At 61.3% G+C, this 22475-nt stretch carries 24 protein-coding genes; 7 read left to right on the top strand and 17 right to left on the bottom strand.

The window, feature by feature from the left end:
- Positions 1–107: 107 nt before the first annotated feature.
- Positions 108–1316, bottom strand: a complete 1209-nt coding sequence (gene alaC, locus KUIN1_RS02560) for an alanine transaminase (RefSeq protein WP_003404530.1) — start codon at positions 1314–1316, stop codon at positions 108–110.
- 338 nt (positions 1317–1654) lie between these two features.
- Between alaC and ilvD the strand changes: the two genes are divergently transcribed.
- Entirely contained in the window at positions 1655–3502 is a 1848-nt protein-coding gene (gene ilvD, locus KUIN1_RS02565) for a dihydroxy-acid dehydratase (protein WP_024640355.1), read from the top strand.
- 75 nt (positions 3503–3577) lie between these two features.
- Here the strand turns inward: ilvD and KUIN1_RS02570 are convergent, their stop codons facing one another.
- The 8 genes from KUIN1_RS02570 to KUIN1_RS02605 form a co-directional block, all read right to left on the bottom strand.
- A complete protein-coding gene (locus KUIN1_RS02570) occupies positions 3578–3901 on the bottom strand; it encodes a DUF3392 domain-containing protein (RefSeq protein ID WP_002551720.1) in 324 nt (107 codons plus the stop codon).
- Positions 3902–3910: 9 nt separating this feature from the next.
- Positions 3911–5125 carry a radical SAM family heme chaperone HemW gene (hemW, locus tag KUIN1_RS02575; RefSeq protein ID WP_024642018.1) on the bottom strand — a complete coding sequence of 405 codons (1215 nt, stop codon included), beginning with the start codon at positions 5123–5125 and terminating at the stop codon, positions 3911–3913.
- Positions 5122–5715, bottom strand: a complete 594-nt coding sequence (rdgB, locus tag KUIN1_RS02580) for an RdgB/HAM1 family non-canonical purine NTP pyrophosphatase (protein WP_011266424.1) — start codon at positions 5713–5715, stop codon at positions 5122–5124. Before rdgB ends, hemW begins: the two co-directional genes overlap by 4 nt.
- Positions 5716–5748: 33 nt before the next feature.
- Entirely contained in the window at positions 5749–6369 is a 621-nt protein-coding gene (gene metW, locus KUIN1_RS02585) for a methionine biosynthesis protein MetW (protein ID WP_003316724.1), read from the bottom strand.
- 7 nt (positions 6370–6376) lie between these two features.
- On the bottom strand, positions 6377–7516 hold the full coding sequence (metX, locus tag KUIN1_RS02590; RefSeq protein WP_103713773.1) for a homoserine O-succinyltransferase MetX: 1140 nt from the start codon (positions 7514–7516) through the stop codon (positions 6377–6379).
- Positions 7517–7782: 266 nt separating this feature from the next.
- On the bottom strand, positions 7783–8373 hold the full coding sequence (locus KUIN1_RS02595) for a YggT family protein (RefSeq protein WP_003404543.1): 591 nt from the start codon (positions 8371–8373) through the stop codon (positions 7783–7785).
- A 25-nt stretch (positions 8374–8398) separates the two neighbouring features.
- Entirely contained in the window at positions 8399–9217 is an 819-nt protein-coding gene (proC, locus tag KUIN1_RS02600; RefSeq protein ID WP_003404546.1) for a pyrroline-5-carboxylate reductase, read from the bottom strand.
- 21 nt (positions 9218–9238) lie between these two features.
- On the bottom strand, positions 9239–9925 hold the full coding sequence (locus tag KUIN1_RS02605; RefSeq protein ID WP_103713774.1) for a YggS family pyridoxal phosphate-dependent enzyme: 687 nt from the start codon (positions 9923–9925) through the stop codon (positions 9239–9241).
- 55 nt (positions 9926–9980) lie between these two features.
- Here KUIN1_RS02605 and KUIN1_RS02610 point away from each other — a divergent pair, with 55 nt between their 5' ends.
- Positions 9981–11015 (top strand): type IV pilus twitching motility protein PilT, encoded by a 1035-nt coding sequence (locus KUIN1_RS02610; protein ID WP_003404551.1) that lies wholly within the window; start codon positions 9981–9983, stop codon positions 11013–11015.
- A 94-nt stretch (positions 11016–11109) separates the two neighbouring features.
- Here KUIN1_RS02610 and KUIN1_RS02615 read toward each other — a convergent pair whose 3' ends face one another.
- The gene (locus KUIN1_RS02615; protein WP_103713775.1) at positions 11110–11787 is read right to left on the bottom strand and encodes a C40 family peptidase; all 678 of its coding nucleotides are present in this window, start codon (positions 11785–11787) and stop codon (positions 11110–11112) included.
- A 250-nt stretch (positions 11788–12037) separates the two neighbouring features.
- On the opposite strand from KUIN1_RS02615, the gene KUIN1_RS02620 reads away from it, so the two are divergent.
- Entirely contained in the window at positions 12038–12442 is a 405-nt protein-coding gene (locus tag KUIN1_RS02620; RefSeq protein WP_003404557.1) for an NINE protein, read from the top strand.
- A 282-nt stretch (positions 12443–12724) separates the two neighbouring features.
- Here the strand turns inward: KUIN1_RS02620 and KUIN1_RS02630 are convergent, their stop codons facing one another.
- The 7 genes from KUIN1_RS02630 to gshB all read right to left on the bottom strand — a co-directional run bounded on the left by KUIN1_RS02630 (position 12725) and on the right by gshB (position 18737).
- The gene (locus tag KUIN1_RS02630) at positions 12725–13996 is read right to left on the bottom strand and encodes a dihydroorotase (protein WP_011266429.1); all 1272 of its coding nucleotides are present in this window, start codon (positions 13994–13996) and stop codon (positions 12725–12727) included.
- A complete protein-coding gene (locus KUIN1_RS02635; protein ID WP_003316734.1) occupies positions 13993–14997 on the bottom strand; it encodes an aspartate carbamoyltransferase catalytic subunit in 1005 nt (334 codons plus the stop codon). Before KUIN1_RS02635 ends, KUIN1_RS02630 begins: the two co-directional genes overlap by 4 nt.
- Before the next feature lie 12 nt (positions 14998–15009).
- On the bottom strand, positions 15010–15522 hold the full coding sequence (pyrR, locus tag KUIN1_RS02640) for a bifunctional pyr operon transcriptional regulator/uracil phosphoribosyltransferase PyrR (protein WP_003366144.1): 513 nt from the start codon (positions 15520–15522) through the stop codon (positions 15010–15012).
- A gap of 98 nt (positions 15523–15620) precedes the next feature.
- On the bottom strand, positions 15621–16061 hold the full coding sequence (gene ruvX / locus KUIN1_RS02645) for a Holliday junction resolvase RuvX (protein ID WP_002551734.1): 441 nt from the start codon (positions 16059–16061) through the stop codon (positions 15621–15623).
- The gene (locus tag KUIN1_RS02650) at positions 16061–16633 is read right to left on the bottom strand and encodes a YqgE/AlgH family protein (RefSeq protein ID WP_011266431.1); all 573 of its coding nucleotides are present in this window, start codon (positions 16631–16633) and stop codon (positions 16061–16063) included. Before KUIN1_RS02650 ends, ruvX begins: the two co-directional genes overlap by 1 nt.
- A gap of 75 nt (positions 16634–16708) precedes the next feature.
- Positions 16709–17611, bottom strand: coding sequence for an energy transducer TonB (locus tag KUIN1_RS02655; protein ID WP_004414710.1), 903 nt, complete (start codon positions 17609–17611; stop codon positions 16709–16711).
- Positions 17612–17777: 166 nt separating this feature from the next.
- Positions 17778–18737: a glutathione synthase gene (gshB, locus tag KUIN1_RS02660; protein WP_003316740.1), complete on the bottom strand. Its 960-nt coding sequence runs from the start codon at positions 18735–18737 to the stop codon at positions 17778–17780.
- 254 nt (positions 18738–18991) lie between these two features.
- Here gshB and pilG point away from each other — a divergent pair, with 254 nt between their 5' ends.
- From pilG to KUIN1_RS02680, 4 genes are read left to right on the top strand one after another with little or no spacing between them, the layout of a single operon-like run.
- Positions 18992–19402: a twitching motility response regulator PilG gene (pilG, locus tag KUIN1_RS02665; RefSeq protein ID WP_002551738.1), complete on the top strand. Its 411-nt coding sequence runs from the start codon at positions 18992–18994 to the stop codon at positions 19400–19402.
- 46 nt (positions 19403–19448) lie between these two features.
- Complete coding sequence (gene pilH / locus KUIN1_RS02670) at positions 19449–19814, top strand: twitching motility response regulator PilH (protein WP_003404569.1); 366 nt, start codon at positions 19449–19451, stop codon at positions 19812–19814.
- Positions 19815–19828: 14 nt separating this feature from the next.
- Entirely contained in the window at positions 19829–20368 is a 540-nt protein-coding gene (locus KUIN1_RS02675) for a chemotaxis protein CheW (RefSeq protein ID WP_024641078.1), read from the top strand.
- 50 nt (positions 20369–20418) lie between these two features.
- Entirely contained in the window at positions 20419–22461 is a 2043-nt protein-coding gene (locus tag KUIN1_RS02680; RefSeq protein WP_011266434.1) for a methyl-accepting chemotaxis protein, read from the top strand.
- Positions 22462–22475: the final 14 nt, after the last annotated feature.

Raw genomic sequence — 22475 nt, forward strand, 5'->3', positions numbered from 1 at the left:
CAAAAATTGCCGAAGCGACTGTCGGTCAGGTGTGGGCAGGCAGTCGGCCGCAGAGTCCGCGCCTGCCGAGCGCAGTCGGTCAGCAGGCGCGGTGTCTCAGTGGGGGCTCAGGACTTGAGCTTGTCGTCGGCCCTGAACATGCTGCGGATGCCGCGAACAGCCTGGCGGATGCGGTCCTGGTTCTCGATCAGGGCGAAGCGCACGTGGTCGTCGCCGTACTCGCCGAAACCGATGCCCGGCGAGACACACACCTTGGCTTCGGCCAGCAGCTTCTTGGCGAACTCCAGCGAACCCAGGTGCGCATAGGCCTGTGGAATCTTCGCCCAGACGTACATCGAGGCCTTGGGGTTCTCGACCATCCAGCCCAGTTCGTGCAAGCCCTTGACCAGTACGTTGCGGCGTTGGCGATACTGCTCGGCAATGTCGAGCACGCATTGCTGATCGCCTTCCAGCGCGGCAATCGCCGCCACCTGCAGTGGCGTGAAGGTACCGTAGTCGTGGTAACTCTTGATCCGCGCCAGTGCATTCACCAGTTCGGGGTTGCCGACCATGAAACCAATCCGCCAGCCGGCCATGTTGTAGCTCTTGGACAGGGTGAAGAACTCCACGGCAATGTCCTTGGCACCCGGCACCTGCATGATCGACGGGGCTTTCCAGCCATCGTAGACGATGTCGGCGTACGCCAGGTCATGCACCACCAGCACGTCGTACTGTTTGGCCAGGGCCACCACGCGCTCGAAGAAATCCAGCTCCACACATTGCGCAGTCGGGTTGGACGGAAAGCCCAGAATCATCATCTTCGGCTTGGGAATCGAGCCGCGAATGGCTTTTTCCAGCTCGTCGAAGAAGTCCACGCCTGGCACCAGCGGCACCGATCGCACCTGGGCGCCGGCAATCACGGCACCGTAGATGTGGATCGGGTAACTGGGGTTGGGCACCAGCACCGTGTCACCCTGGTCCAGCGTGGCGAGCATCAGGTGGGCCAGGCCTTCCTTGGAACCAATGGTCACGATCGCTTCGCTTTCAGGGTCGATGTCGACCTCGTAGCGCTTCTTGTACCAGTTGGAAATCGCCCGGCGCAGGCGTGGAATGCCGCGCGAGGTGGAGTAGCCGTGGGTGTCTTCGCGCTGGGCGACGGTGATCAGCTTGTCGACGATGTGCGGCGGTGTGGCCCCGTCGGGGTTGCCCATGCTCAGGTCGATAATGTCCTCACCGCGACGACGGGCAGCCATTTTCAGCTCGGCGGTGATGTTGAACACGTAAGGGGGGAGTCGATCGATGCGCGCAAAGCGGCGCGGCGAACCTTGGTCTGCCATGAGTATCTCGCGTACGTAAGCGCCCGGAACCGTCCGAGCGACGTGGCCACATGAGGCGGCCTGCCGAGGAAGATAGATGGGCTGATAGCCTTTTGTCCATCGGGATCTGCAACGCCGTGCCAAGACCGATATTCGGACCCCACCAAACCACCCGGCGGTGTAGAATCGGCGCTATTCATCGCCAGTCATCCCCGGCGGGTTTATGAGCTCAGGCCGAGTACACGGTGATCCCGTGGTGTTCGGTTTCTTCGCTGCCTGCGGTCACTGCCGCTGGTCCGCGACGTCAATAGAAGCTCACTCCCTTCCTGATTCAGCCTTATTTTTGCCGGAGTGCTCCAATGCCTGATTACCGCTCGAAAACCTCCACCCACGGCCGCAACATGGCCGGCGCCCGTGCCCTGTGGCGCGCCACGGGCATGAAGGACGAAGACTTCAAGAAACCGATCATTGCCATTGCCAACTCCTTCACCCAGTTCGTACCGGGCCACGTCCACCTCAAGGACATGGGCCAGCTGGTCGCGCGTGAAGTCGAACGCGCCGGTGGCGTGGCCAAGGAATTCAACACCATTGCGGTCGACGACGGCATCGCCATGGGCCACGACGGCATGCTCTATTCGCTGCCGAGCCGCGAGATCATTGCCGACTCGGTCGAGTACATGGTCAACGCGCATTGCGCCGACGCCATCGTGTGCATTTCCAACTGCGACAAGATCACCCCCGGCATGCTGATGGCGTCGTTGCGCCTGAACATTCCGGTGATCTTCGTCTCCGGCGGGCCGATGGAAGCGGGCAAGACCAAACTGGCCAGCCACGGCCTGGATCTGGTCGATGCGATGGTCATCGCCGCCGACTCGACGGCCAGTGACGAAAAAGTCGCCGAGTATGAGCGCAGCGCCTGTCCGACCTGCGGGTCGTGTTCCGGCATGTTCACCGCCAACTCGATGAACTGCCTGACCGAAGCGCTGGGCCTGGCCCTGCCGGGCAACGGTTCCGCACTCGCCACCCACAGCGACCGCGAGCAACTGTTCCTGCAGGCCGGCCGCACCATCGTTGACCTGTGCCGTCAGTACTACAAGGAAAACGATGATTCGGTGTTGCCGCGCAACATCGCCAACTTCAAGGCGTTCGAGAACGCCATGACGCTGGACATCGCCATGGGCGGTTCGACCAACACCATCCTGCACTTGCTGGCGGCGGCTCAGGAAGCCGAGATCGACTTCGACCTGCGTCACATCGATCGTCTGTCGCGCAAGGTGCCGCAGCTGTGCAAGGTCGCGCCGAACATCCAGAAGTACCACATGGAAGACGTGCACCGCGCGGGCGGGATCTTCAGCATCCTCGGCGAGCTGGCGCGTGGCGGCCTGCTGCACACCGACCTGCCGACCGTACACAGCAAGACCCTGGCCGAAGGCATCGCCAAATGGGACATCACCCAGACTGACGACGAAGCCGTGCACACCTTCTTCAAGGCAGGCCCGGCGGGCATCCCGACGCAGACCGCGTTCAGCCAGTCGACCCGTTGGGACAGCCTGGATGACGACCGTGAAAACGGCTGCATCCGTAGCGTCCAGCACGCCTATTCGCAGGAAGGTGGCCTGGCCGTGCTGTACGGCAACATCGCCCTGGACGGCTGCGTGGTGAAAACCGCCGGTGTCGACGAGTCGATCCACGTCTTCGAAGGCAATGCGAAGATCTTCGAAAGCCAGGACAGCGCGGTGCGCGGGATTCTTGCCGATGAAGTCAAAGCGGGCGACATTGTCATTATCCGCTACGAAGGCCCGAAAGGCGGTCCGGGCATGCAGGAAATGCTCTACCCGACGTCCTACCTGAAGTCCAAGGGGCTGGGCAAGGATTGCGCGCTGCTGACTGACGGCCGTTTCTCGGGCGGTACGTCCGGCCTGTCCATCGGCCACGCCTCGCCGGAAGCGGCGGCAGGTGGCGCGATTGGTCTGGTGCGTGACGGTGACAAGGTGCTGATCGACATCCCCAATCGCTCGATCAACCTGCTGATCGACGATGCCGAGATGGCCGAGCGTCGCGCCGAACAGGACAAGAAAGGCTGGAAGCCTGTCGAGTCGCGTCCGCGCAAAGTGACCACCGCCCTCAAGGCCTACGCCCTGCTGGCGACCAGCGCCGACAAGGGCGCGGTGCGTGACAAGGCGTTGCTGGACAAGCTGGTACCTTGATCCGCATCGGTAGAAGGTAAAAGCAAAAGCCCGGCAGAGATGCCGGGCTTTTTGCTGCGTTTGAAAAAGCAGCGCTTACTTGCGGTCCGCAATCACCCCGATCAGCACCAGCACCACCAGCAGCACCGGTGCCAGGCTGTAGTTGTTGAACTGGCTGAGGCCGCGCACTACCCACGGTGTGGCGTAGATCAGCGCCGCGCCGCTGCCCACGGCGCACAGCAGGGCGATGAGCGGGATGCGCAGGGCGCCGGTAATGCCGCTGATTCGCTGTTCCAGCCAGCCTTTGATGTCCGAGCCGAACAGCACCAGCAGGCAGCCCACCAGCGCGAGCGCGATTTCCGAGAGATTGCTGCGACTCCAGCGCGAAACGGTGGCGAGCAAGTCGAGTACGAAATCCATGCAGGGTCCTTAGATCAGAAAGTATTGCAGCAGGTCATTGAGGAACAGCTGGCCTTGTGGCGTGGCGATCAGGCGTGTCGGGTCCTGGTGCAGCAAGCCCTTTTGTTCAGCCTGTCGACGCGCCTCGGCCAGCGAATCGAGGCTTAGACCGGTTCTTTCGCGAAATAACGCAGCGTCCACACCATTTGTCAGTCGCAGTGCGTTCATCAGGAATTCGAACGGCAATTCATCGAGCGGCAACAGCTTGGAACCGGCCTGAAACGGCTTGTCCGGGTTCAGGTAATCCTTGGGCAGCCGTGTTTTCCAAGTACGGACAATGCGCCCGTCCGGGTGGCTCAGCTTGCCGTGTGCGCCTGCGCCGATGCCGATGAAATCACCGAACGCCCAATAGTTGAGGTTATGCCGCGCCGGTTTCCCGGGCTGTGCATAAGCCGACACTTCGTACTGCGCGTAGCCATGAGTGGCCAGCAACTGCTGTCCGGTTTCCTGAATGTCCCAGAGAATGTCGTCTTCGGGCAGCACCGGTGGCTGATTCCAGAACACCGTGTTGGGCTCCAGGGTCAGTTGATACCAGGACAGGTGGGTCGGCGCGAGGGCAATGGCCTGGCGCAGATCGGCCAGTGCTTCGTCCTGGGATTGATCCGGCAGGCCGTGCATCAGGTCCAGGTTGAAGTTGTCGAAACCGGCCCGGCGCGCCATGTCGGCGGCGCGAATCGCTTCGTCGCCGTTGTGAATGCGGCCCAGCGCCTTGAGTTTGGATTCCTGAAAGCTCTGAATGCCGATCGACAACCGATTGATGCCCAGGCCGCGATAGGCGCTGAACTTGGCCTGTTCGAAGGTGCCGGGGTTGGCTTCCAGGGTGATCTCGATGTCGCTGGCAAAGCGGATGCGCTGTTCGACGCCTTGCAGCAGGCGCCCCAGCGCATCGGCGCTGAACAGGCTCGGCGTACCGCCACCAAAGAAGATCGATTGCAGCTCGCGGCCGTAGACGTGCGGCAGGTCAAGGTCGAGGTCGGCGAGCAGGGCGTCGACATATTCCTGTTCCGGCAGCACCGGGCTGGCGGTGTGCGAGTTGAAGTCGCAGTACGGGCATTTGCGCACGCACCACGGAATATGGATGTATAGCGACAACGGCGGCAGGTGCGGCAGCGCAGGGCGCGGGCTCTCTGACGAGAAGCCGCTCTCGCCGAGAAACAGCGGCTGCGCAGGCGAATCGTGGGTCATTGCAGACCCAGGCGTTGCCGCAACAGGACCATCGCGCGGGCGCGGTGGCTGAGCTGGTTCTTCTCGGTCGGGCCCAGTTCGGCGCTCGAGCAGTTGCGCTCCGGCACCCAGAACAGCGGGTCATAGCCGAAGCCGTGTTCGCCGCTGGCGGCGTGCAGGATGCGCCCGTGCCACAGTCCTTCACAGAGGATCGGCAATGGGTCGTCGGCGTGGCGTACCAGTGCCAATACGCACACGAACTGCGCACCACGCTGTTCGTCCGGCACGTCTTTAAGCGCCTCCAGCAGCTTGGCGTTGTTGGCGGCATCGCCCTGGCCATCGGCGTAGCGTGCTGAATAGATACCCGGCGCACCGCCGAGAAAGTCCACTGCCAGCCCCGAGTCGTCGGCCAGCGCAGGCAGGCCGGACAGGCGCGCGGCGTTGCGTGCCTTGAGGATCGCATTCTCGACGAAGGACAGGCCGGTTTCTTCCGGCTCCACCAGACTGAACTCGCTGACCGAGCGCAGCGTTACGCTGTCGCCGAGCATGGCCTGGAGTTCCTTGAGTTTGCCGCCATTGTGGCTGGCCAGTACGAGTTGTGTGAGGTTCATGGTTGGCCTGTCGTGGTGCTTGGAAACGGTCGATTAAACGGCAATCCTGTGGTCCGTCAGCCCGGGGCTTGTGACGCGATAGATGCCGATCTCGCCGAGCAGATTAGGCCAGAGTTTGCTGGCCCAGCCGTGACGGTGCTGCTGATCGACCGCCAGCCTGTCGAGCACCTGCGCATCGCGCTCGCGGCACAGCTCTTCGAAGTCGCCGAAGGTGCAGAAGTGAATGTTCGGCGTGTTGTACCAGGTATACGGCAGGAATTCGGACACCGGCATGCGGCCCTTGCTCGCCAGATACCAGCGGCAGCGCCAGTGACCGAAATTCGGAAAGGTGATGATGCACTGGCGACCGACGCGCAGCATCTCGTCGAGGATGCGGTCCGGGTAATGCACCGCCTGCAGGGCCTGAGTCATGACCACGACATCGAAGCTGTTGCTGGCAAAGTTGCCCAGCCCCTTGTCGAGGTCCTGCTCGATAACGTTGATGCCCTTGGCAACACACTCGGCAATGTTGGCCGCGTCGTTTTCCAGCCCGTAGCCGGTGACCTGCTTGTGGTCACGCAGCCAGGTCAGCAATTCGCCGTCACCGCAGCCCAGGTCGAGCACGCGGCTGCCCGCGGGAATCCATTCCTGAATGATTTCCAGATCGGCTCTCATGGCGTCCTCACAACGAAATTCGGTTCATGTAATTACCGAAAGCCTGCAAGTAGCGCGGAATCGGGATCAGAAAGGCGTCGTGGCCCTGCGGTGCATCGATTTCCAGGTAGCAGACGTCCTTGCGCGCGGCCATCAGCGCGTCCACCAGTTCCCGCGAGCGGGCCGGCGAGAAGCGCCAGTCGGTGGTGAACGACATCACGCAGAACCTGGCGGTGGCGTTGGCGAAGGTTTTGGCCAGGTCGTCGTTGAAGTTCGCCGCAGGGTCGAAGTAATCCAGTGCCTTGGTCATCAACAGGTAGGTATTGGCGTCGAAACGCCCGGAAAACTCTTCGCCCTGATAGCGCAGGTAGCTTTCGACCTGGAACTCGACGCTGTGAAAGTCGTAGTTGAGTTTTTCGCTCTTCAGGCCACGGCCGAATTTCTCGCCCATCGAGTCATCCGACAGGTAGGTGATGTGCCCGACCATTCGCGCCAGCATCAGGCCGCGCTTGGGAATCACGCCGCGTTCCTGGAACGAGCCTCCGTGAAATTCCGGGTCGGTGAGAATGGCCTGGCGGGCCACCTCGTTGAACGCGATGTTCTGTGCCGACAGCTTGGGCGCCGAGGCGATTGCCAGGCAATGGCGTACGCGGTTCGGATAACTGATGGTCCATTGCAGCGCCTGCATGCCGCCCAGGCTGCCGCCAATCACCGCAGCCCAGGTGTCGATGCCGAGCAGATCGGCCAGCCGGGACTGGCTGTTGACCCAGTCTTCCACGGTCACCACCGGGAAATTGGCGCCGAACGGCTTGCCGGTGTCCGGGTCAATGCTGCTCGGCCCGGTCGAGCCGTTGCAACCGCCCAGATTGTTGAGGCTGACGACGAAGAACTTAGTGGTGTCGATCGGCTTGCCGGGACCGATACAGCTGTCCCACCAACCGGGTTTGCGGTCGTCAGCGCTGTGGAAGCCTGCGGCATGGTGATGCCCGGACAGCGCATGACAGATCAGCACGGCATTGCTGCGTGCGGCGTTGAGTTGACCGTAGGTTTCGTAAATCAGGTCATAGGCTGGCAACGAACGCCCGCAGGCCAGCGCCAGAGGCTCGCTGAAATGCGCCGTTTGCGGCGTGACCAGTCCGACAGAATCGTGAGGGAATACCGTGGGCATCGACCCTGCTCTCGCATAAATGAGGCGTAAGTCTAAAGACCGCGGGGTGCAGCGGCAATAAGGGATATTGTGAGACGCAAATCAACGGCACGATAGTTAAGGCTGTTGTAGGAGCGAACTTGTTCGCGAAGGCGTTGCTTGGGTCGATATATCCTCTTTGGATGTACCTACCCCTTCGCGAACAAGTTCGCTCCTACGGCCTACGGCCAGAATCAAAAGCGGACTTGTGTGTAACGTCGAGCATTGGAACGTTGGAACAAGAGTGCTTACATCAACAACCGCAGCACATCCGGCATGTTGCTCATAGCGGCGAGGTTGTTGATGACCAGCATGTCCAGCAGTTTGAGCACCAGGAATGCGAGGATCGGCGAGATGTCCAGGCCGCCCAGATTCGGGACGATCTTGCGGAACGGTGCCAGTGCCGGTTCGCAGATCTGGTTGACCAGTTCCGCGCCGGGGTTGTGGCTGCCCGGTGCGACCCACGACAGAATCACGCTGATGATCAGGGCAAAGAAGAAGATCTTCAGGAACAGCGCGGTCACGCCGATGATCGACCACAGCAGCAGGTGCAGCGGGTCGCCCGTGGTGCCGAACATCAGCAGCAGGGTCAGGGCCATCAGGATCATCTGCACGATGATCGCCAGCACCAGCGACGACATGTCCAGCCCGAACAGGCTGGGGATGATGCGCCGCAGCGGCTTGAGCAGCGGCTGGGTGGCGCGCACGATGAACTGGCATAGCGGGTTGTAGAAGTTGGCCCGTACCAGTTGCAGGACAAAGCGCAACAGTACGATCAGCAGGTAAAGACTGCCAAGCGTCTGCAGGACGTAAATTGCAGCGGTGTTCAATCCGATCATCGATCTGCTCCAGAAAACCCGAAAATTATTTGCCCAGTTGTTCAGCCAGCTCGGCTGCACGATGGTCTGCGGCGGTCAGTGCCGTTTCCACGAGTGCCTCGAAGCCGCCCGCCTGAAATGCCTTGATAGCCGCCTCGGTGGTCCCGCCCGGCGAAGTGACGCGACGACGCAGTTCGCCCGCGCCTGCATCACTGCCAGTCGCGATCAGGGCCGAGCCCAGCGCTGTCTGCAGGGTCAGCTTTTTAGCGATGTCCTCCGGCAGACCCAGTTTTACGCCTGCCGCTGTCATCGCTTCCATCATCAGAAAGAAATACGCCGGGCCACTGCCGGAAACGGCCGTGACAGCGTCCATGTGTTTTTCCTGCTCGACCCAGACCGCGATGCCTACCGCGGCCAGCAACGCCTCGGCCTGCTCACGCTGCTCGGGCGTGACGTTGTCGGTCGCGTACAGCCCGCTGGCACCCTGACGCAGCAGCGAGGGCGTATTGGGCATGCAGCGCACCACCGGCTGCTCGCCCAGCCATTGAGTCAGGCTGGCGCAGGTGATGCCGGCCGCGACCGAAACAATCAGCTGGTGAGGTTCGAGACTGGACTTCAAGGCCTGACAGACGGTTTTCATCATCTGCGGCTTGACTGCCAGTACCACCACGTCGACGCCCTTAATGGCTTCAGCGTTGTCAGCGAATACCTGGATGCCGTGATCGTTGGCAATGCGTTCGCGGGTTTCGGCACCCGGCGCACTGGCACTGATCAGTGCCGCCTCCACGCCCTGGGCGCGCAGGCCGCCGATCAGGCTGGCGGCCATGTTACCGGCACCGACGAAGGCAATACGGGTCTTGCTCATGAAGGGGTCCTTGTGAAGAGTTTATGCCTGGCCATAGTCGCGGGCGCCAAAAAGAGCGGTGCCGATGCGCACCCAGGTTGCGCCTTGTGCAATGGCGGCTTCCAGGTCGTGGCTCATGCCCATGGAAAGTGTGTCGAGCGCCAGGTTCAACTGCTCCTGCAGCGCGCGTACGGCGGCGAAGGATGCGTCCTGCGCCGCAGGATCGTCTGTGGGCTCGGGGATGGCCATCAGGCCGCGCAACCTGAGTCGCGGCAGGGCGATGATGGCAGCGGCCAGCGCAGGCAGGTCCTGAGGCGTACAGCCCGACTTGCTGGCCTCGCCACTGACGTTCACCTGAATGCAGATGTTCAGCGGTTCAAGCGCTTCGGGGCGTTGCTCGGACAGGCGTTGCGCGATTTTCAGGCGGTCCACGGAATGTACCCAGTCGAAGTTCTCGGCGATAGCTCGCGTCTTGTTCGATTGAATGGGGCCAATGAAGTGCCAGCACAAGGGCAGGTCGCTCAGTTCGAGCTGTTTGCCCAGCGCTTCCTGTAAATAATTTTCGCCAAAATCGCGCAAGCCTGCGTTGTAAGCTTCACGCAGGTCACTGGCAGGCTTGGTTTTACTCACCGCCAGCAGGCCGACGGACGCCGGATCGCGCTCGGCGGCAAGCGCTGCGTCGCGAATTCGCTGTTCGAGCGTTGAAATGTTAGCTGCTATCGTGGACATTGATTTGCGCCAGTCAGGCTAAGGTCTGCGGCATTCTATGTGATTGAGGAGCTGTATGGATATTACCGAGCTGTTGGCCTTCAGTGCCAAACAGGGCGCGTCGGACTTGCACCTCTCTGCAGGTCTGCCGCCGATGATCCGCGTCGACGGCGATGTGCGGCGTATCAACCTGCCCCCGCTGGACGCGAAGGAGGTCAAGGCGCTGATCTACGACATCATGAACGACAAGCAACGGCAGGATTTCGAAGAGCGGCTGGAAACCGACTTTTCCTTTGAAGTGCCGGGCGTGGCGCGGTTTCGGGTCAACGCCTTCAACCAGAACCGCGGTGCTGGCGCGGTATTCCGGACCATTCCCTCGAAAATCCTGAGCATGGAAGACTTGGGCATGGGCAATGTGTTTCGCAAGATTACCGACGTGGCGCGCGGCCTGATTCTGGTTACCGGGCCGACCGGCTCAGGCAAGTCGACCACCCTGGCGGCAATGATCGACTACCTCAATAACAATAAGCATCACCATATTCTGACCATCGAGGACCCGATCGAATTCGTCCACGAGTCGAAGAAGTGCCTGGTCAACCAGCGTGAGGTTCACCGCGACACGCTGGGCTTCTCGGAGGCGCTGCGCTCGGCGTTGCGTGAAGACCCGGACGTGATTCTGGTCGGTGAAATGCGTGACCTGGAGACCATCCGCCTAGCGCTGACCGCTGCTGAAACCGGCCACCTGGTATTCGGTACGCTGCACACCACGTCAGCCGCCAAGACCATCGACCGGATCGTCGACGTGTTTCCGGCTCAGGAAAAATCGATGATTCGCTCGATGCTCTCCGAATCGCTGCACGCCGTGGTCTCGCAGGCGTTGCTCAAGAAGGTCGGCGGCGGACGCGTGGCGGCGCACGAAATCATGATGGGCACCCCGGCGATCCGTAACCTGATCCGCGAGGACAAAGTGGCGCAGATGTATTCGTCGATCCAGACGGGCGGCTCGATGGGCATGCAGACGCTGGACATGTGCCTGGCCGATCTGGTCAAGAAGGGGCTGATCACCCGCGAAAGCGCACGCGAACGCGCCAAGGTGCCGGATAACTTCTGATCACAGGGATGCTGCAGGAACGAAAAAGGGGTCTTGAACGCGTTCAAGACCCCTTTTTCAGATGCAGCCTGCAGAGCGCAGATTCAGGCCAGGATCAGCGCTGAACCACACGCATCTGCCCTGCCTGCTTGGGCAGCACACGCTTGGCAATCTTGTAGTGGCTGTTCCAATACGGTTTGTTCAGCGTATCGACAGTTACGGCCTTGCCACGGCGCGGCGCATGAACGAACTTGTTGTCGCCCAGGTAAATGGCCACATGGTTGATGTTGCGGCTCTTGATGTTGAAGAACAGCAGATCGCCGGGTTTCAGGTCCTTGCGATCCACCGTCTGACCATGACCCTGGGCCATGGCGTTGGAGGTGCGCGGCAGGTCGACCTCACGGACATCCGTGTAGGCGTATTTGACCAGGCCGCTGCAGTCCAGGCCTTTGCCGGGCGTGGTGCCGCCCCAGCGATAAGGCGTGCCCACAGCCTGCAAGGCGCGTTTTACAACGGCGCTGCCTTGCTTGGCGGGGGCGGAAGCCTGCAAGGCCGCGACTTTCTTGGCGTTCTTGCGTGAAAGCGGCTTCTGGACGGCAGCGGTGGCGCCGTACTGAATTCGGGTGGTGGTGGCTTCCTGGGGGGCATTGCGAGTCGCGAGTGCCGGTGAAGAGTGGCTTTTGGCGGTGTAGCCCGAGAAGCTCGCAGGAAGTTGTTGCTCACGATTGGTGGCGTGGGCGGCCAGAGGCATAAATAGGCAAATGGTTAGCCATGTCTTGAAAAAAGGACGCATTCGGCAGGGCTCATGGTGGTCAGCGCGCAACTTTATAACAGCTTTTTCAAAAAAACTGACCCCATTTGTCGAGCGCATCACAGTGGCATCATTGCGTTTTATGCGACAGACTCTTTCTTTTTTCGGGCTAATCCCTTTAGCGACAAGGGCTTGGCGGCATTAAACCGCCTCATGTGCCATACGTCGGAATAGGGAAACCAAGTCACAATTTTGTTATGTATTTTTTTCTATCAGCGCAAAGAGGGCAAAAATGAACGCCTATCGTTCAGACACACACAGCAAGGTCATGGGCTACCTGATGTGGATTTTCGGCTTCCTGGGAGCGCATCGCTTCTACTACGGCAAACCGGTCACCGGGACCCTCTGGTTCTTCACGTTCGGTCTGTTTGGCATTGGCTGGCTGATCGACCTGTTCCTGATCCCGTCGATGGACCGTGACGCCGACCTGCGCTTTACCCCCGGCTCGACCGACTACAGTGTGGCGTGGGTGCTGCTGACCTTCCTCGGCCTGTTCGGCGTGCACCGCATGTACCAGGGCAAGTGGATCACCGGGATCATCTACCTGTTTACCGGCGGGTTGTTTCTGGTCGGCATCCTTTATGACTTCTGGACGTTGAATGACCAGATCTCGATGAAGAACGCCCGACGCGGGTGAGGCTGGGACGAAGGGCTGACGCAGAGCGCGGCCCGGACACCTATCGTTCCTCACGCTCTGCTTAGGAATGCCTGTCGTGACGCTCCGCGTCACAAATCTGCGCCGCGCCGCATGCTCAAGACCGGACGCAGAGCGTCCAGAACGGCATGCCGACGCGGAGCGTCGCACGGTAGTCGAAACCCTTCGCGAACAAGTTCGCTCCCACGGCCTTCGGCCAGAATCAAAAGCGGACTTGTGTATAACGATGAGCGCTCTGTGCGGGAGCGAGAGCCCGAAGCGGGCTCAGCGGCTGTAGCTGATCCGTCCATCCACCAGTGTGTAGCGTACCGAGCCGGGCAGGCAGTGGCCGATGAAGGGGCAGTTTTCGCCTTTTGACAGCCAGGTCTCGCCGGCAACCGTCGAGGCGGCCGGGTCGAACAGGACGATGTCGGCAGGCGCTCCAGCGCTCAGCTTGCCGGCTGGCAGGCGCAGCGCGGCGGCCGGGCCGCTGCTCAGGCGGGCGATCAGGGTCGGCAGGTCCAGCAGGCCGTCATCCACCAGCGTCATGGCCAGCGGCAGCAGCAGTTCCACGCTGCTGATGCCCGGCTCCGTAGCGCCAAACGGTGCCAGCTTGGCATCGCGTTCGTGCGGCTGGTGATGGCTGGAAATCGCCTGGATGACACCGCTCTTCACCGCTTCACGCAGGCCATCGCGGTCAGCGCGGGTGCGCAGCGGCGGCTGGACGTGATAGAGGCTGGAGAAGTCGATCAGCGCCTCGTCAGTCAGAATCAACTGATACAGCGCGACATCCGCCGTTACCGGCAGACCGCGTGCCTGCGCCTGGGCGATCAGCGCCGCGCCACGGGCACTGGTCAGCTGGCTGAAGTGCGCGCGTACACCGCTCTGTTCGACCAGCAACAGGTCGCGAGCCAGCGCCACGGTTTCGGCCGTCTCGGGAATGCCCGCCAGGCCCAGGAAGCTGGCCGTCGGACCATCGTGCGCCAGACCGCCTTCGGCCAGATCACGATCCTGCGAGTTGAAAATCACCGTCAGGTCAAAGGTCGCCGCATATTCCAGCGCCCGGCACAGCGTGCGGGTGTTGCTGAAGCTGCTCAGACCGTTGCCGAAGGCTACGCAACCTGCGTCGCGCAGGGCGATCAGCTCTGCCAGCTGTTCGCCGTCCAGGCCCTTGCTCAGCGCTCCGATGGGGAACACCTTGCTGAATCCGGCCTCACGGGCGCGGTCGAGGATCAGCTCGGCCACCGCCGAGGTGTCGAGCACCGGTTTGGTACGTGGCGGGCAGCACAGGCTGGTCACGCCGCCTGCCACCGCCGCGCGGGTTTCGCTGGCGATGCTGCCCTTGCGACTGTAGCCAGGCTCGCGCAGGGATACGTTGAGGTCGACCAGGCCCGGTGCTGCGACCAGCCCGGTAGCGTCGATGGTCTGCGTGGGCTCGAAACCCGCCGGGGCCGAACCGATGGCGCTGAGTTTGCCTGCTTCGAGGTGCAGGTCAGTGATTTGATCCAGCCCGCTGACCGGGTCGATGACGCGAGCGCCGAGGATGCTGAGCTTCACTGGGCGTTCTCCTGTTCGAATTGGCGTTGTGCGTTTTGTCCGCTCATGGCCATGGACAGCACCGCCATGCGGATCGCGATACCGTAAGTCACTTGATTGAGAATCACCGAATGCGCGCCGTCGGCCACTGCCGATTCGATTTCCACGCCGCGGTTGATCGGGCCGGGGTGCATGACTATCGCATCCGGCTTCGCGGCTTCCAGACGCGCAGTGGTCAGGCCGAACAGGCGGTAGAACTCGCCTTCGCTGGGCAGCAGGCCACCGGTCATGCGCTCACGCTGCAGACGCAGCATGATGACCACGTCCACGTCCTTCAAACCTTCGTTGAGGTCGGTGTAGACCTTGACCCCGTATTGTTCGACGCCCACCGGCAGCAGGGTTTTCGGCCCGATCACGCGGATATCCGGGCAGCCCAGCGCCTTCAGCGCCAGCATATTCGAGCGTGCCACCCGTGAATGCAGGATGTCACCGACGATGGCCACCGACAGGTTCTCGAAACCGCCCTTGTGACGGCGGATGGTCAGCATGTCGAGCATGCCCTGGGTCGGGTGAGCATGGCGGCCGTCGCCGCCGTTGATGATCGCGACGTCCGGGCACACGTGCTCGGCAATGAAATGCGCCGCACCCGAGTCCGCGTGGCGCACGACGAACATGTCGGCGGCCATCGCTTCGAGGTTGCGCAGGGTGTCGAACAGCGTTTCACCCTTGCTGGTGGACGAGGTCGAGACGTTCAGCGTGATCACGTCGGCTGACAGGCGCTGGGCCGCCAGTTCAAAGGTGGTCCGGGTGCGCGTGGAGTTCTCGAAGAACACGTTGCACACCGTCTTGCCGCGCAACAACGGGACTTTCTTGACCGCCCGGGCGCCGACTTCGAGGAATGAGTCGGCGGTGTCGAGAATTTCGGTGAGCAGCTCGCGGGGCAAGCCGTCCAGAGACAGGAAATGGCGCAGCTGGCCCAGGTGGTTGAGCTGCAGCGGGCGCTTGGCGTCGAGAGGCGTCATCGCAATGGACTCTTAAAGGGCGGTGGAGAGGTCTTGAAGTTCGAGCGCCAGCGGCTCGGGGCCGGACAGCTTGATGCGTTCATTCGGTGCCAGCGACAGGGTGGCGCCGACCACGTTCGGACGTACCGGCAGTTCACCGGCGTCCAGGTCCAGCAGGCAGACCAGCGTGACACTGGCCGGGCGGCCGTAATCGAACAGTTCGTTGAGTGCAGCGCGGACGGTACGGCCGCTCATCAGCACGTCATCGATCAGCACCAGGTGCTGGCCTTCGATCTCGAACGGCAGTTCAGAAGGGCGCACTTGCGGATGCAGGCCGTTCTGGCTGAAATCATCGCGATAGAACGAAACGTCCAGGGTGCCCAGCGGAGCGGGGTTGTTCAGTGCCTTGAGCAGCGCCTGGGCAACCCAGACACCGCCAGTGCGGATGCCGATGAAACGAGGGTCGCTGATGCCGCGCTTGCTCAGGTGAGCGTTCAGGTCAGTGGCCATCTGACGAATCAGTTCGGCGGGATCGGGCAGGCTCATGGTTGCTCCTTAGAGGCTCGGGCAGCGTCGGTCCGTGGCGCGATGCTCAAGCGATAACGTGGAATCCGGGTATCTCGAAGCGATAAAGGCAGAAAAAGTCACACATTCAACAGTTCGGGGTGCTCGTCCAGCCAGCCTTGCAGCAAGAGTGCAGCGGCAATGGCATCCACCGGGTTGTCGCGATAGCTGCCTTTCTGGCCGCCGCGCGCCATGCGCTCGCCCTTGGCTTCGAAGGTGGTCAGGCGTTCATCATGGGTGTAGACCGTTACACCAAAGCGTCCGTTGAGCTTGCGCGAAAACTTTTCCGCGCGCGCGCTCATGTCGCTGGGCGTGCCGTCCATGTTCAAAGGCAGGCCGACCACGATCGCATCAGGTTTCCACTCGTTGATCAGCGCCTGGACCTTGTCCCAATCCGGCACGCCATTCTGCGCCTTGAGCGTACAGAGTTCACGCGCCTGACCGGTAATCGCCTGGCCGACCGCAACGCCGATCTGTTTGGTGCCGTAATCAATGCCCAGCAGCAGCCGTAAGGCGGCCATCAAGCGTGCCCTGCCTGGGTCGAGATCAGGTTGAGATTGATACCCAGGCGTCTGGCGGCAGCCTCCAGACGCTGGTCGCTGTCGACATCGAACAGGATGGCCGGGTCGAACGAGCAGGTCAGCCAGGCGTTGTCGGCCATTTCAGCATCCAGTTGACCGGCATCCCAGCCCGCGTAGCCCAGAGTGATCACATTTTGATCAGGCCCGTAGCCATCGGCGATGGAGAACAGCACATCCTGCGAGGTCGACAAGGAAATCCCGCCCGGAAGATTGACCGTTGCCTGAAAGGTCTGGCCGCTGGGATGCAGGACAAAGCCCCGATCGGTCTGCACCGGCCCGCCGGTATGAATGACGATGTCCTGGCAGTGTCTCGGCGCCGGCAGTTCCGGTCGCAGTTGTTCGAGCACATCGGCCAGGGTCAGGCTTTGCGGGCGGTTGATCACCAGCCCCATGGCGCCATTGGCGTTGTGCTCGACAATGTAGGTCAAGGTCTGAGCAAAGTTCTCATCGTGCATGTGAGGCATGGCGATGAGGAAATGATGCTTGAGATAACTCGGAGAGACTTTTTTCATGAGCCCTAGTTTGGCGTTGCCTTGCCCGGCTGACAACTGACACGTGTGGGTGTCGGGCGTCAGCTGGCAAAAAGTTCAGTTGCTTGACAGCTTGTCTCCGCGTGCAAATTTCCAGGTGCGAATGATCTCCAGTCGATCGATATCCGCCAGATCGCCGGTGAACGGCGCAAAAGGCGCCGCCAGACGCACGATTCGTTGTGCGGCCTGATCCAGCAAAGGCTGTCCTGAAGATTCGAGCACCAGCACTTCATACAACGAGCCGTCCCGATTGATTGACACAAGAAGTCGCAAATTACCGTAGATCTGCTTGCGTCGTGCTTCCTCAGGATAGTTCAGGTTTCCGACCCGCTCGACCTTCTTGCGCCAGTCATCCTTGTACCAGGCACCTTTGTCGCGCATGGTCGAGGCCGCATTGAGGCGATGGATCTTCGGGCGCTTGGCGTAAAGCTGCTGTTCGGTCGACAGTTCGGCTTCGAGGCTGGCGATTTCGTTGCTCAGTTCCGAGCTGTCGAAGGTCGGTGCGGCCTTGGTGGTGGGCTCGGGCTTGACCTCATCGCGCTTGGCAACGGTTTTCTGCTGGCTGGGCGCGGTGGTCGCAACGGCCGTCTTTGGCGCTTCCTGTTTGACCACCGGCTTGCTGGCTGGCGGCGGGGTGACCTTGTTGACCTTGGTGTCCTGATAGGGCGCCAGCTCAGTGGTCTTGAGCGTTTCGGCCTTGTCCAGGGTGCCGCTGCCCTGCTGATCGTCTTGCGCCAGAAAGTCAGCCTGTTTGGGCTTTTCTTCGCTTTTGAAGGTGGCCAGGGTGATTTCCAGCGTCTGCGAGATCTGCTCCGGCTTTACATAGGTGAACCCCACGCCAAGGATCACCGCGAGGTGGATCAGCGCCGCGATCATCATGGTAAAACCCAGGCGATCGGCAGGGCGCACACCGGCGTTGGCGAGTTCCAGGGGGAGGTCGTTGTTGGCCATGGATGTCATTGGCGGTTCAGCATCTCGTCAGCCTGCATGTCAAAATCCGTGTCGTGTTACAGGTGGCGCATGATAACGCAATGTACCGCGCCGCTCTGCTGCGGATCGGACGAAGGGAATCGATCCGACGCCGTGGCGCACGGTGTTGCCCGTGGCCAGCGGCGTCAGCGGCAGATCAGCCCTTGCGCGCTTGCAGCTTCTTCTCGATCGCGTCCATCAGCAGGCCACCAATGTTGGTGCCGAAGGCGTTGTCGATCTCGCGGATGCAGGTCGGGCTGGTGACGTTGATTTCGGTCAGGTGCTCACCGATCACGTCGAGTCCGACGAACAGCAGGCCTTTTTCACGCAGGGTCGGGCCGATCTGTTCGGCGATCCAGCGGTCCTTGTCGCTCAATGGACGGGCCTCGCCACGTCCGCCTGCCGCCAGGTTGCCACGCGTTTCGCCGGCTGCCGGGATGCGCGCCAGGCAATACGGAACCGGTTCGCCATCGACCATCAGAATGCGCTTGTCGCCGTCCTTGATGGCGGGTAGGTAACCCTGTGCCATGATTTGCTGCGTGCCGTGGGCGGTCAGGGTTTCGAGGATCACTGACAGGTTCGGATCGCCCGCACGATGGCGGAAGATCGATGCGCCGCCCATGCCGTCCAGCGGCTTGAGGATCACGTCGCCGTGCTGTTCGGCGAATTCGCGAATGATGTCCGCGCGGCGGCTGACCAGCGTCGGCGGCGTGCACTGCGGAAACAGCGTGGCGAACAGCTTCTCGTTGCAGTCGCGCAGGCTCTGCGGCTTGTTGACCACCAGGACGCCGGCACGCTCGGCCTGCTCCAGCAGGTAGGTGGCGTAGACGAACTCCATGTCGAACGGCGGATCCTTGCGCATCAGGATCACGTCCAGATCGTCGAGACCTGCGTCGACTTCGGCTTCGAACTCGAACCACTTGGCCGGATCGGCAAACACCTTGAGCGGCTTCATGCGTGCGCGGGCCTGGCCGGCGTTCTGATACAGGTCTTTCTGTTCCATATAGAACAGTGACCAGCCGCGTTCCTGGGCGGCAAGCAGCATGGCCAGCGAGCTGTCCTTTTTATAGGAAATGCGCTCAATGGGGTCCATGACAATCCCTAGGCGAACGCTCATGGGCAATATCCTCTGATCGGTAAGGGCCGCAACGGCCGTAAAATTGGCATCAGGGTGGCGCTCCGATTGCTCCCGGTCAAGGGGCAGGCCTGCCGCGATGCACCAGGGTGTACTTTATGGATTGCGTCTGGAGAGTGTGCTAAAAAGGCTCGGCATCCGGTCTTCGGTCCCAGTCGATCAACGAAGCGATACGGTCAGGCTCCCAGTGCCTCGCAGAATGCGCAAAAATTCGCTGCGGCGATGGAAGAGCAGCTATGGAACAACACGCCTCCGCCCTGAAAGTCATGGTCATCGATGATTCGAAGACCATCCGCCGCACCGCCGAAACACTGCTCAAGAACGCAGGCTGTGAAGTCATCACTGCGATAGACGGTTTCGACGCGCTGGCCAAGATTGCCGATAACCACCCGCGAATCATATTCGTCGATATCATGATGCCGCGTCTGGACGGTTATCAGACCTGCGCGCTGATCAAGAACAACCGGGCATTCAAGTCGACGCCGGTCATCATGCTGTCCTCCAAGGACGGCCTGTTCGACAAGGCCAAGGGGCGGATTGTCGGGTCCGATCAGTTTTTGACCAAGCCTTTCAGCAAGGAAGAACTGCTCAGCGCGATCAAGGCTCATGTGCCGGGCTTCGTTGCAGCAGAACAACACATATCATGACGCCCGCGCCTGATGTAGCGCGCTCGTAATCTGACGGGGAACACCCATGGCTCGAATATTGATCGTCGATGACTCGCCGACTGAAATGTACAAACTCACCGGCATGCTGGAAAAGCACGGTCATGAAGTGCTCAAGGCCGAAAACGGCGCTGATGGCGTGGCCCTGGCCCGTCAGGAAAAGCCTGATGCCGTGCTGATGGACATCGTCATGCCGGGGCTCAACGGGTTTCAGGCCACACGCCAGCTGACCAAGGATCCTGACACCACCAATATTCCGGTGATCATGATCACCACCAAGGATCAGGAAACCGACAAGGTCTGGGGCAAACGCCAGGGCGCGCGGGATTACCTGACCAAGCCGGTGGACGAAGAAACCCTGATGAAAACCCTGAATGCGGTGCTGGCCGGCTGATCGCCGGAATCGCCATGGCCGAGCCGCGCACCGCTTTTGAACTGCTTCTGGATATGGATCGACGCTGTCGTTCGCTGGCGGCGGGCCTGCCGCTGCAGGAAGCCCATCAGCAGGACTGGGTCGGCATCGGCTTTCGTATGGGCGAGCAACGGTTTGTCGCGCCGATTGGCGAGATCGCCGAGATCCTTCACGAACCCCATCATGCGGTAATGCCCGGTGTGAAGTTCTGGGTGGCCGGTATTGCCAACTTGCGCGGTCGGTTGTTGCCACTCATGGATCTGTGCGGGTTTTTCGGCCACGAACTGGTGCCGGTGCGCAAACAGCGACGGGTGCTGGTGGTCGAGCACCATGATGTATTTGCCGGTCTGCTGGTCGATGAAGTGTTCGGCATGCAACGTTTCAGTCAGTTGAGCCTCATACCCCAGACCCCGCAGGACATGGATCAGCGTATGGTGCCGTTCCTGCGCGGGCAGTTTATCCGCGAGCAGGCGTGGCTGATCTTCAGCCCGTGGGCGCTGGTGCAGTCTGCGGATTTCATGGACCTGGCTTCCTAGCATGTCGGGCCTGGTGTGTTTCACAATTGATCCAGGCGGGGGCCTGATTAATGAGTAGTACAGACCGGTCAAGGGAAGGCGCAAGAAGCCGGACGCAGATTATTCTGCTGTTCGTGGCGCTTATCGTTTTCATCATGTTGCTGTTCGCCAACTTCGCCTACCTCAACACTCAGTCCAACTACGACAAACAGTACATCGGGCATGCCGGTGAGCTGCGCGTGCTGTCGCAACGCATCGCGAAAAACGCCACCGAAGCGGCTGCCGGCAAAACCCAGGCGTTCAAATTGCTGGCCGATGCGCGCAACGATTTCGACGTGCGCTGGGGCTACCTGAGAAAAGGCGACCCGGCCACCGGCCTGCCTGCGGCACCCGAGCTGATACGCGACGAATTGCGCACCGTGCAACGTGACTGGGAAGGGCTGCGCAAGAGCACCGACGTGATTCTGGCCAGTGAACAGACCGTCCTGTCGTTGCATCAGGTGGCGGCAACGCTGGCCGAAACCATTCCGCAATTGCAGGCCGAATACGAAAAAGTCGTCGAGAGCCTGCTGCAAAGCCGTGCTCCTGCCGCACAGGTGGTGGTTGCGCAGCGCCAAGCGCTGCTCGCAGAACGGATTCTCGGCTCGGTCAATACCGTGCTGGCCGGTGATGAAACGGCTGTGCAGGCCGCCGATGCCTTTGGCCGCGACGCCAGCCAGTTCGGTCGTGTGCTCAACGGCATGCTGGAGGGCAACGCCACGCTGCGCATATCCCAGGTCGAAGACCGCGATGCGCGCGCGCGGCTGGCGGAGATCGCCGAACTGTTCGAATTCGTCTCAGGCTCGGTGGACGAGATTCTCGAGACTTCGCCCGAGCTGTATCAGGTGCGCGAGGCGTCGGGCAACATCTTCAACACCTCACAGACCCTGCTGGATGAAACCTCGGTACTCGCCAACAGCCTGGAAAACCTCGCCAAGCGCCGCACCGTGAACACCGTCGGCGGCTATGTGCTGGGCTTGCTGGCACTGGCGTCGATCATCCTCATCGGTCTGGTCATGGTGCGCGAGACCAATCGCCAGCTGCGCGAAACCGCGCAGAAAAGCGAGCGCAACCAGACAGCGATCATGCGCCTGCTGGACGAGATCGAGAACCTCGCCGACGGCGACCTGACGGTCACCGCCTCGGTGACCGAGGACTTCACCGGGGCGATTGCCGACTCCATCAATTATTCCATTGACCAGTTGCGCGAGCTGGTGGTGACCATCAACCTGACCGCCGAGCAAGTGGCGGCTGCGGTGACCGAAACCCAGGCGACGGCCATGCAATTGTCGGCTGCCTCTGAGCACCAGGCGTTGCAGATCAGTGCCGCTTCGACGGCGATCAACGACATGGCCGCGTCCATCGATCAGGTTTCGACCAACGCCTCGGAGTCCTCGGCCGTTGCGGAGCGCTCCGTGACAATTGCCAATAAAGGCAACGAGGTCGTGCAAAACACCATTCACGGCATGGACAACATTCGCGAGCAGATTCAAGACACCTCCAAGCGCATCAAGCGTCTGGGCGAGTCCTCCCAGGAGATTGGCGACATCGTCAGCCTGATCGACGACATTGCCGACCAGACCAATATCCTGGCCTTGAACGCCGCCATTCAGGCGTCGATGGCCGGTGATGCCGGACGAGGGTTTGCCGTGGTGGCTGACGAAGTGCAGCGCCTGGCCGAGCGTTCGTCGTCTGCGACCAAGCAGATCGAAACGCTGGTCCGGGCCATCCAGAACGACACCAACGAGGCGGTTATCTCCATGGAGCAGACCACCAGCGAAGTGGTGCGCGGCGCCCGGCTGGCGCAGGACGCCGGTGTGGCGCTGGGGGAAATCGAAGGGGTGTCCAGGGTGCTGGCCGAACTTATCGAAAGTATCACCGACGCTGCCCACCAGCAGGCCGAGTCTGCCGGGCAGATTTCGCAGATCATGACCGTCATTCAGCAGACCACTTCGCAGACCACCTCGGGCACATCGGCCACCGCCGAAAGCATCGGCAACCTGGCGAAAATGGCCAGCGAAATGCGCCGCTCGGTATCGGGTTTTGCCCTGCCGTCATCGAAGAAAGCCGGATGATGTACCGCACATGA

It is taken from the genome of Pseudomonas sp. KUIN-1 (assembly GCF_009176725.1).
Lineage (GTDB): Bacteria > Pseudomonadota > Gammaproteobacteria > Pseudomonadales > Pseudomonadaceae > Aquipseudomonas > Aquipseudomonas fragariae.

Coding starts and splice junctions, on each gene's coding strand:
- alaC (WP_003404530.1), bottom strand. CDS start 1,316: ATGGCAGACCAAGGTTCGCCGCGCCGCTTTGCGCGCATCGATCGACTC.
- ilvD (WP_024640355.1), top strand. CDS start 1,655: ATGCCTGATTACCGCTCGAAAACCTCCACCCACGGCCGCAACATGGCC.
- KUIN1_RS02570 (WP_002551720.1), bottom strand. CDS start 3,901: ATGGATTTCGTACTCGACTTGCTCGCCACCGTTTCGCGCTGGAGTCGC.
- hemW (WP_024642018.1), bottom strand. CDS start 5,125: ATGACCCACGATTCGCCTGCGCAGCCGCTGTTTCTCGGCGAGAGCGGC.
- rdgB (WP_011266424.1), bottom strand. CDS start 5,715: ATGAACCTCACACAACTCGTACTGGCCAGCCACAATGGCGGCAAACTC.
- metW (WP_003316724.1), bottom strand. CDS start 6,369: ATGAGAGCCGATCTGGAAATCATTCAGGAATGGATTCCCGCGGGCAGC.
- metX (WP_103713773.1), bottom strand. CDS start 7,516: ATGCCCACGGTATTCCCTCACGATTCTGTCGGACTGGTCACGCCGCAA.
- KUIN1_RS02595 (WP_003404543.1), bottom strand. CDS start 8,373: ATGATCGGATTGAACACCGCTGCAATTTACGTCCTGCAGACGCTTGGC.
- proC (WP_003404546.1), bottom strand. CDS start 9,217: ATGAGCAAGACCCGTATTGCCTTCGTCGGTGCCGGTAACATGGCCGCC.
- KUIN1_RS02605 (WP_103713774.1), bottom strand. CDS start 9,925: ATGTCCACGATAGCAGCTAACATTTCAACGCTCGAACAGCGAATTCGC.
- KUIN1_RS02610 (WP_003404551.1), top strand. CDS start 9,981: ATGGATATTACCGAGCTGTTGGCCTTCAGTGCCAAACAGGGCGCGTCG.
- KUIN1_RS02615 (WP_103713775.1), bottom strand. CDS start 11,787: ATGCGTCCTTTTTTCAAGACATGGCTAACCATTTGCCTATTTATGCCT.
- KUIN1_RS02620 (WP_003404557.1), top strand. CDS start 12,038: ATGAACGCCTATCGTTCAGACACACACAGCAAGGTCATGGGCTACCTG.
- KUIN1_RS02635 (WP_003316734.1), bottom strand. CDS start 14,997: ATGACGCCTCTCGACGCCAAGCGCCCGCTGCAGCTCAACCACCTGGGC.
- pyrR (WP_003366144.1), bottom strand. CDS start 15,522: ATGAGCCTGCCCGATCCCGCCGAACTGATTCGTCAGATGGCCACTGAC.
- ruvX (WP_002551734.1), bottom strand. CDS start 16,061: ATGGCCGCCTTACGGCTGCTGCTGGGCATTGATTACGGCACCAAACAG.
- KUIN1_RS02650 (WP_011266431.1), bottom strand. CDS start 16,633: ATGAAAAAAGTCTCTCCGAGTTATCTCAAGCATCATTTCCTCATCGCC.
- KUIN1_RS02655 (WP_004414710.1), bottom strand. CDS start 17,611: ATGACATCCATGGCCAACAACGACCTCCCCCTGGAACTCGCCAACGCC.
- gshB (WP_003316740.1), bottom strand. CDS start 18,737: ATGAGCGTTCGCCTAGGGATTGTCATGGACCCCATTGAGCGCATTTCC.
- pilG (WP_002551738.1), top strand. CDS start 18,992: ATGGAACAACACGCCTCCGCCCTGAAAGTCATGGTCATCGATGATTCG.
- pilH (WP_003404569.1), top strand. CDS start 19,449: ATGGCTCGAATATTGATCGTCGATGACTCGCCGACTGAAATGTACAAA.
- KUIN1_RS02675 (WP_024641078.1), top strand. CDS start 19,829: ATGGCCGAGCCGCGCACCGCTTTTGAACTGCTTCTGGATATGGATCGA.
- KUIN1_RS02680 (WP_011266434.1), top strand. CDS start 20,419: ATGAGTAGTACAGACCGGTCAAGGGAAGGCGCAAGAAGCCGGACGCAG.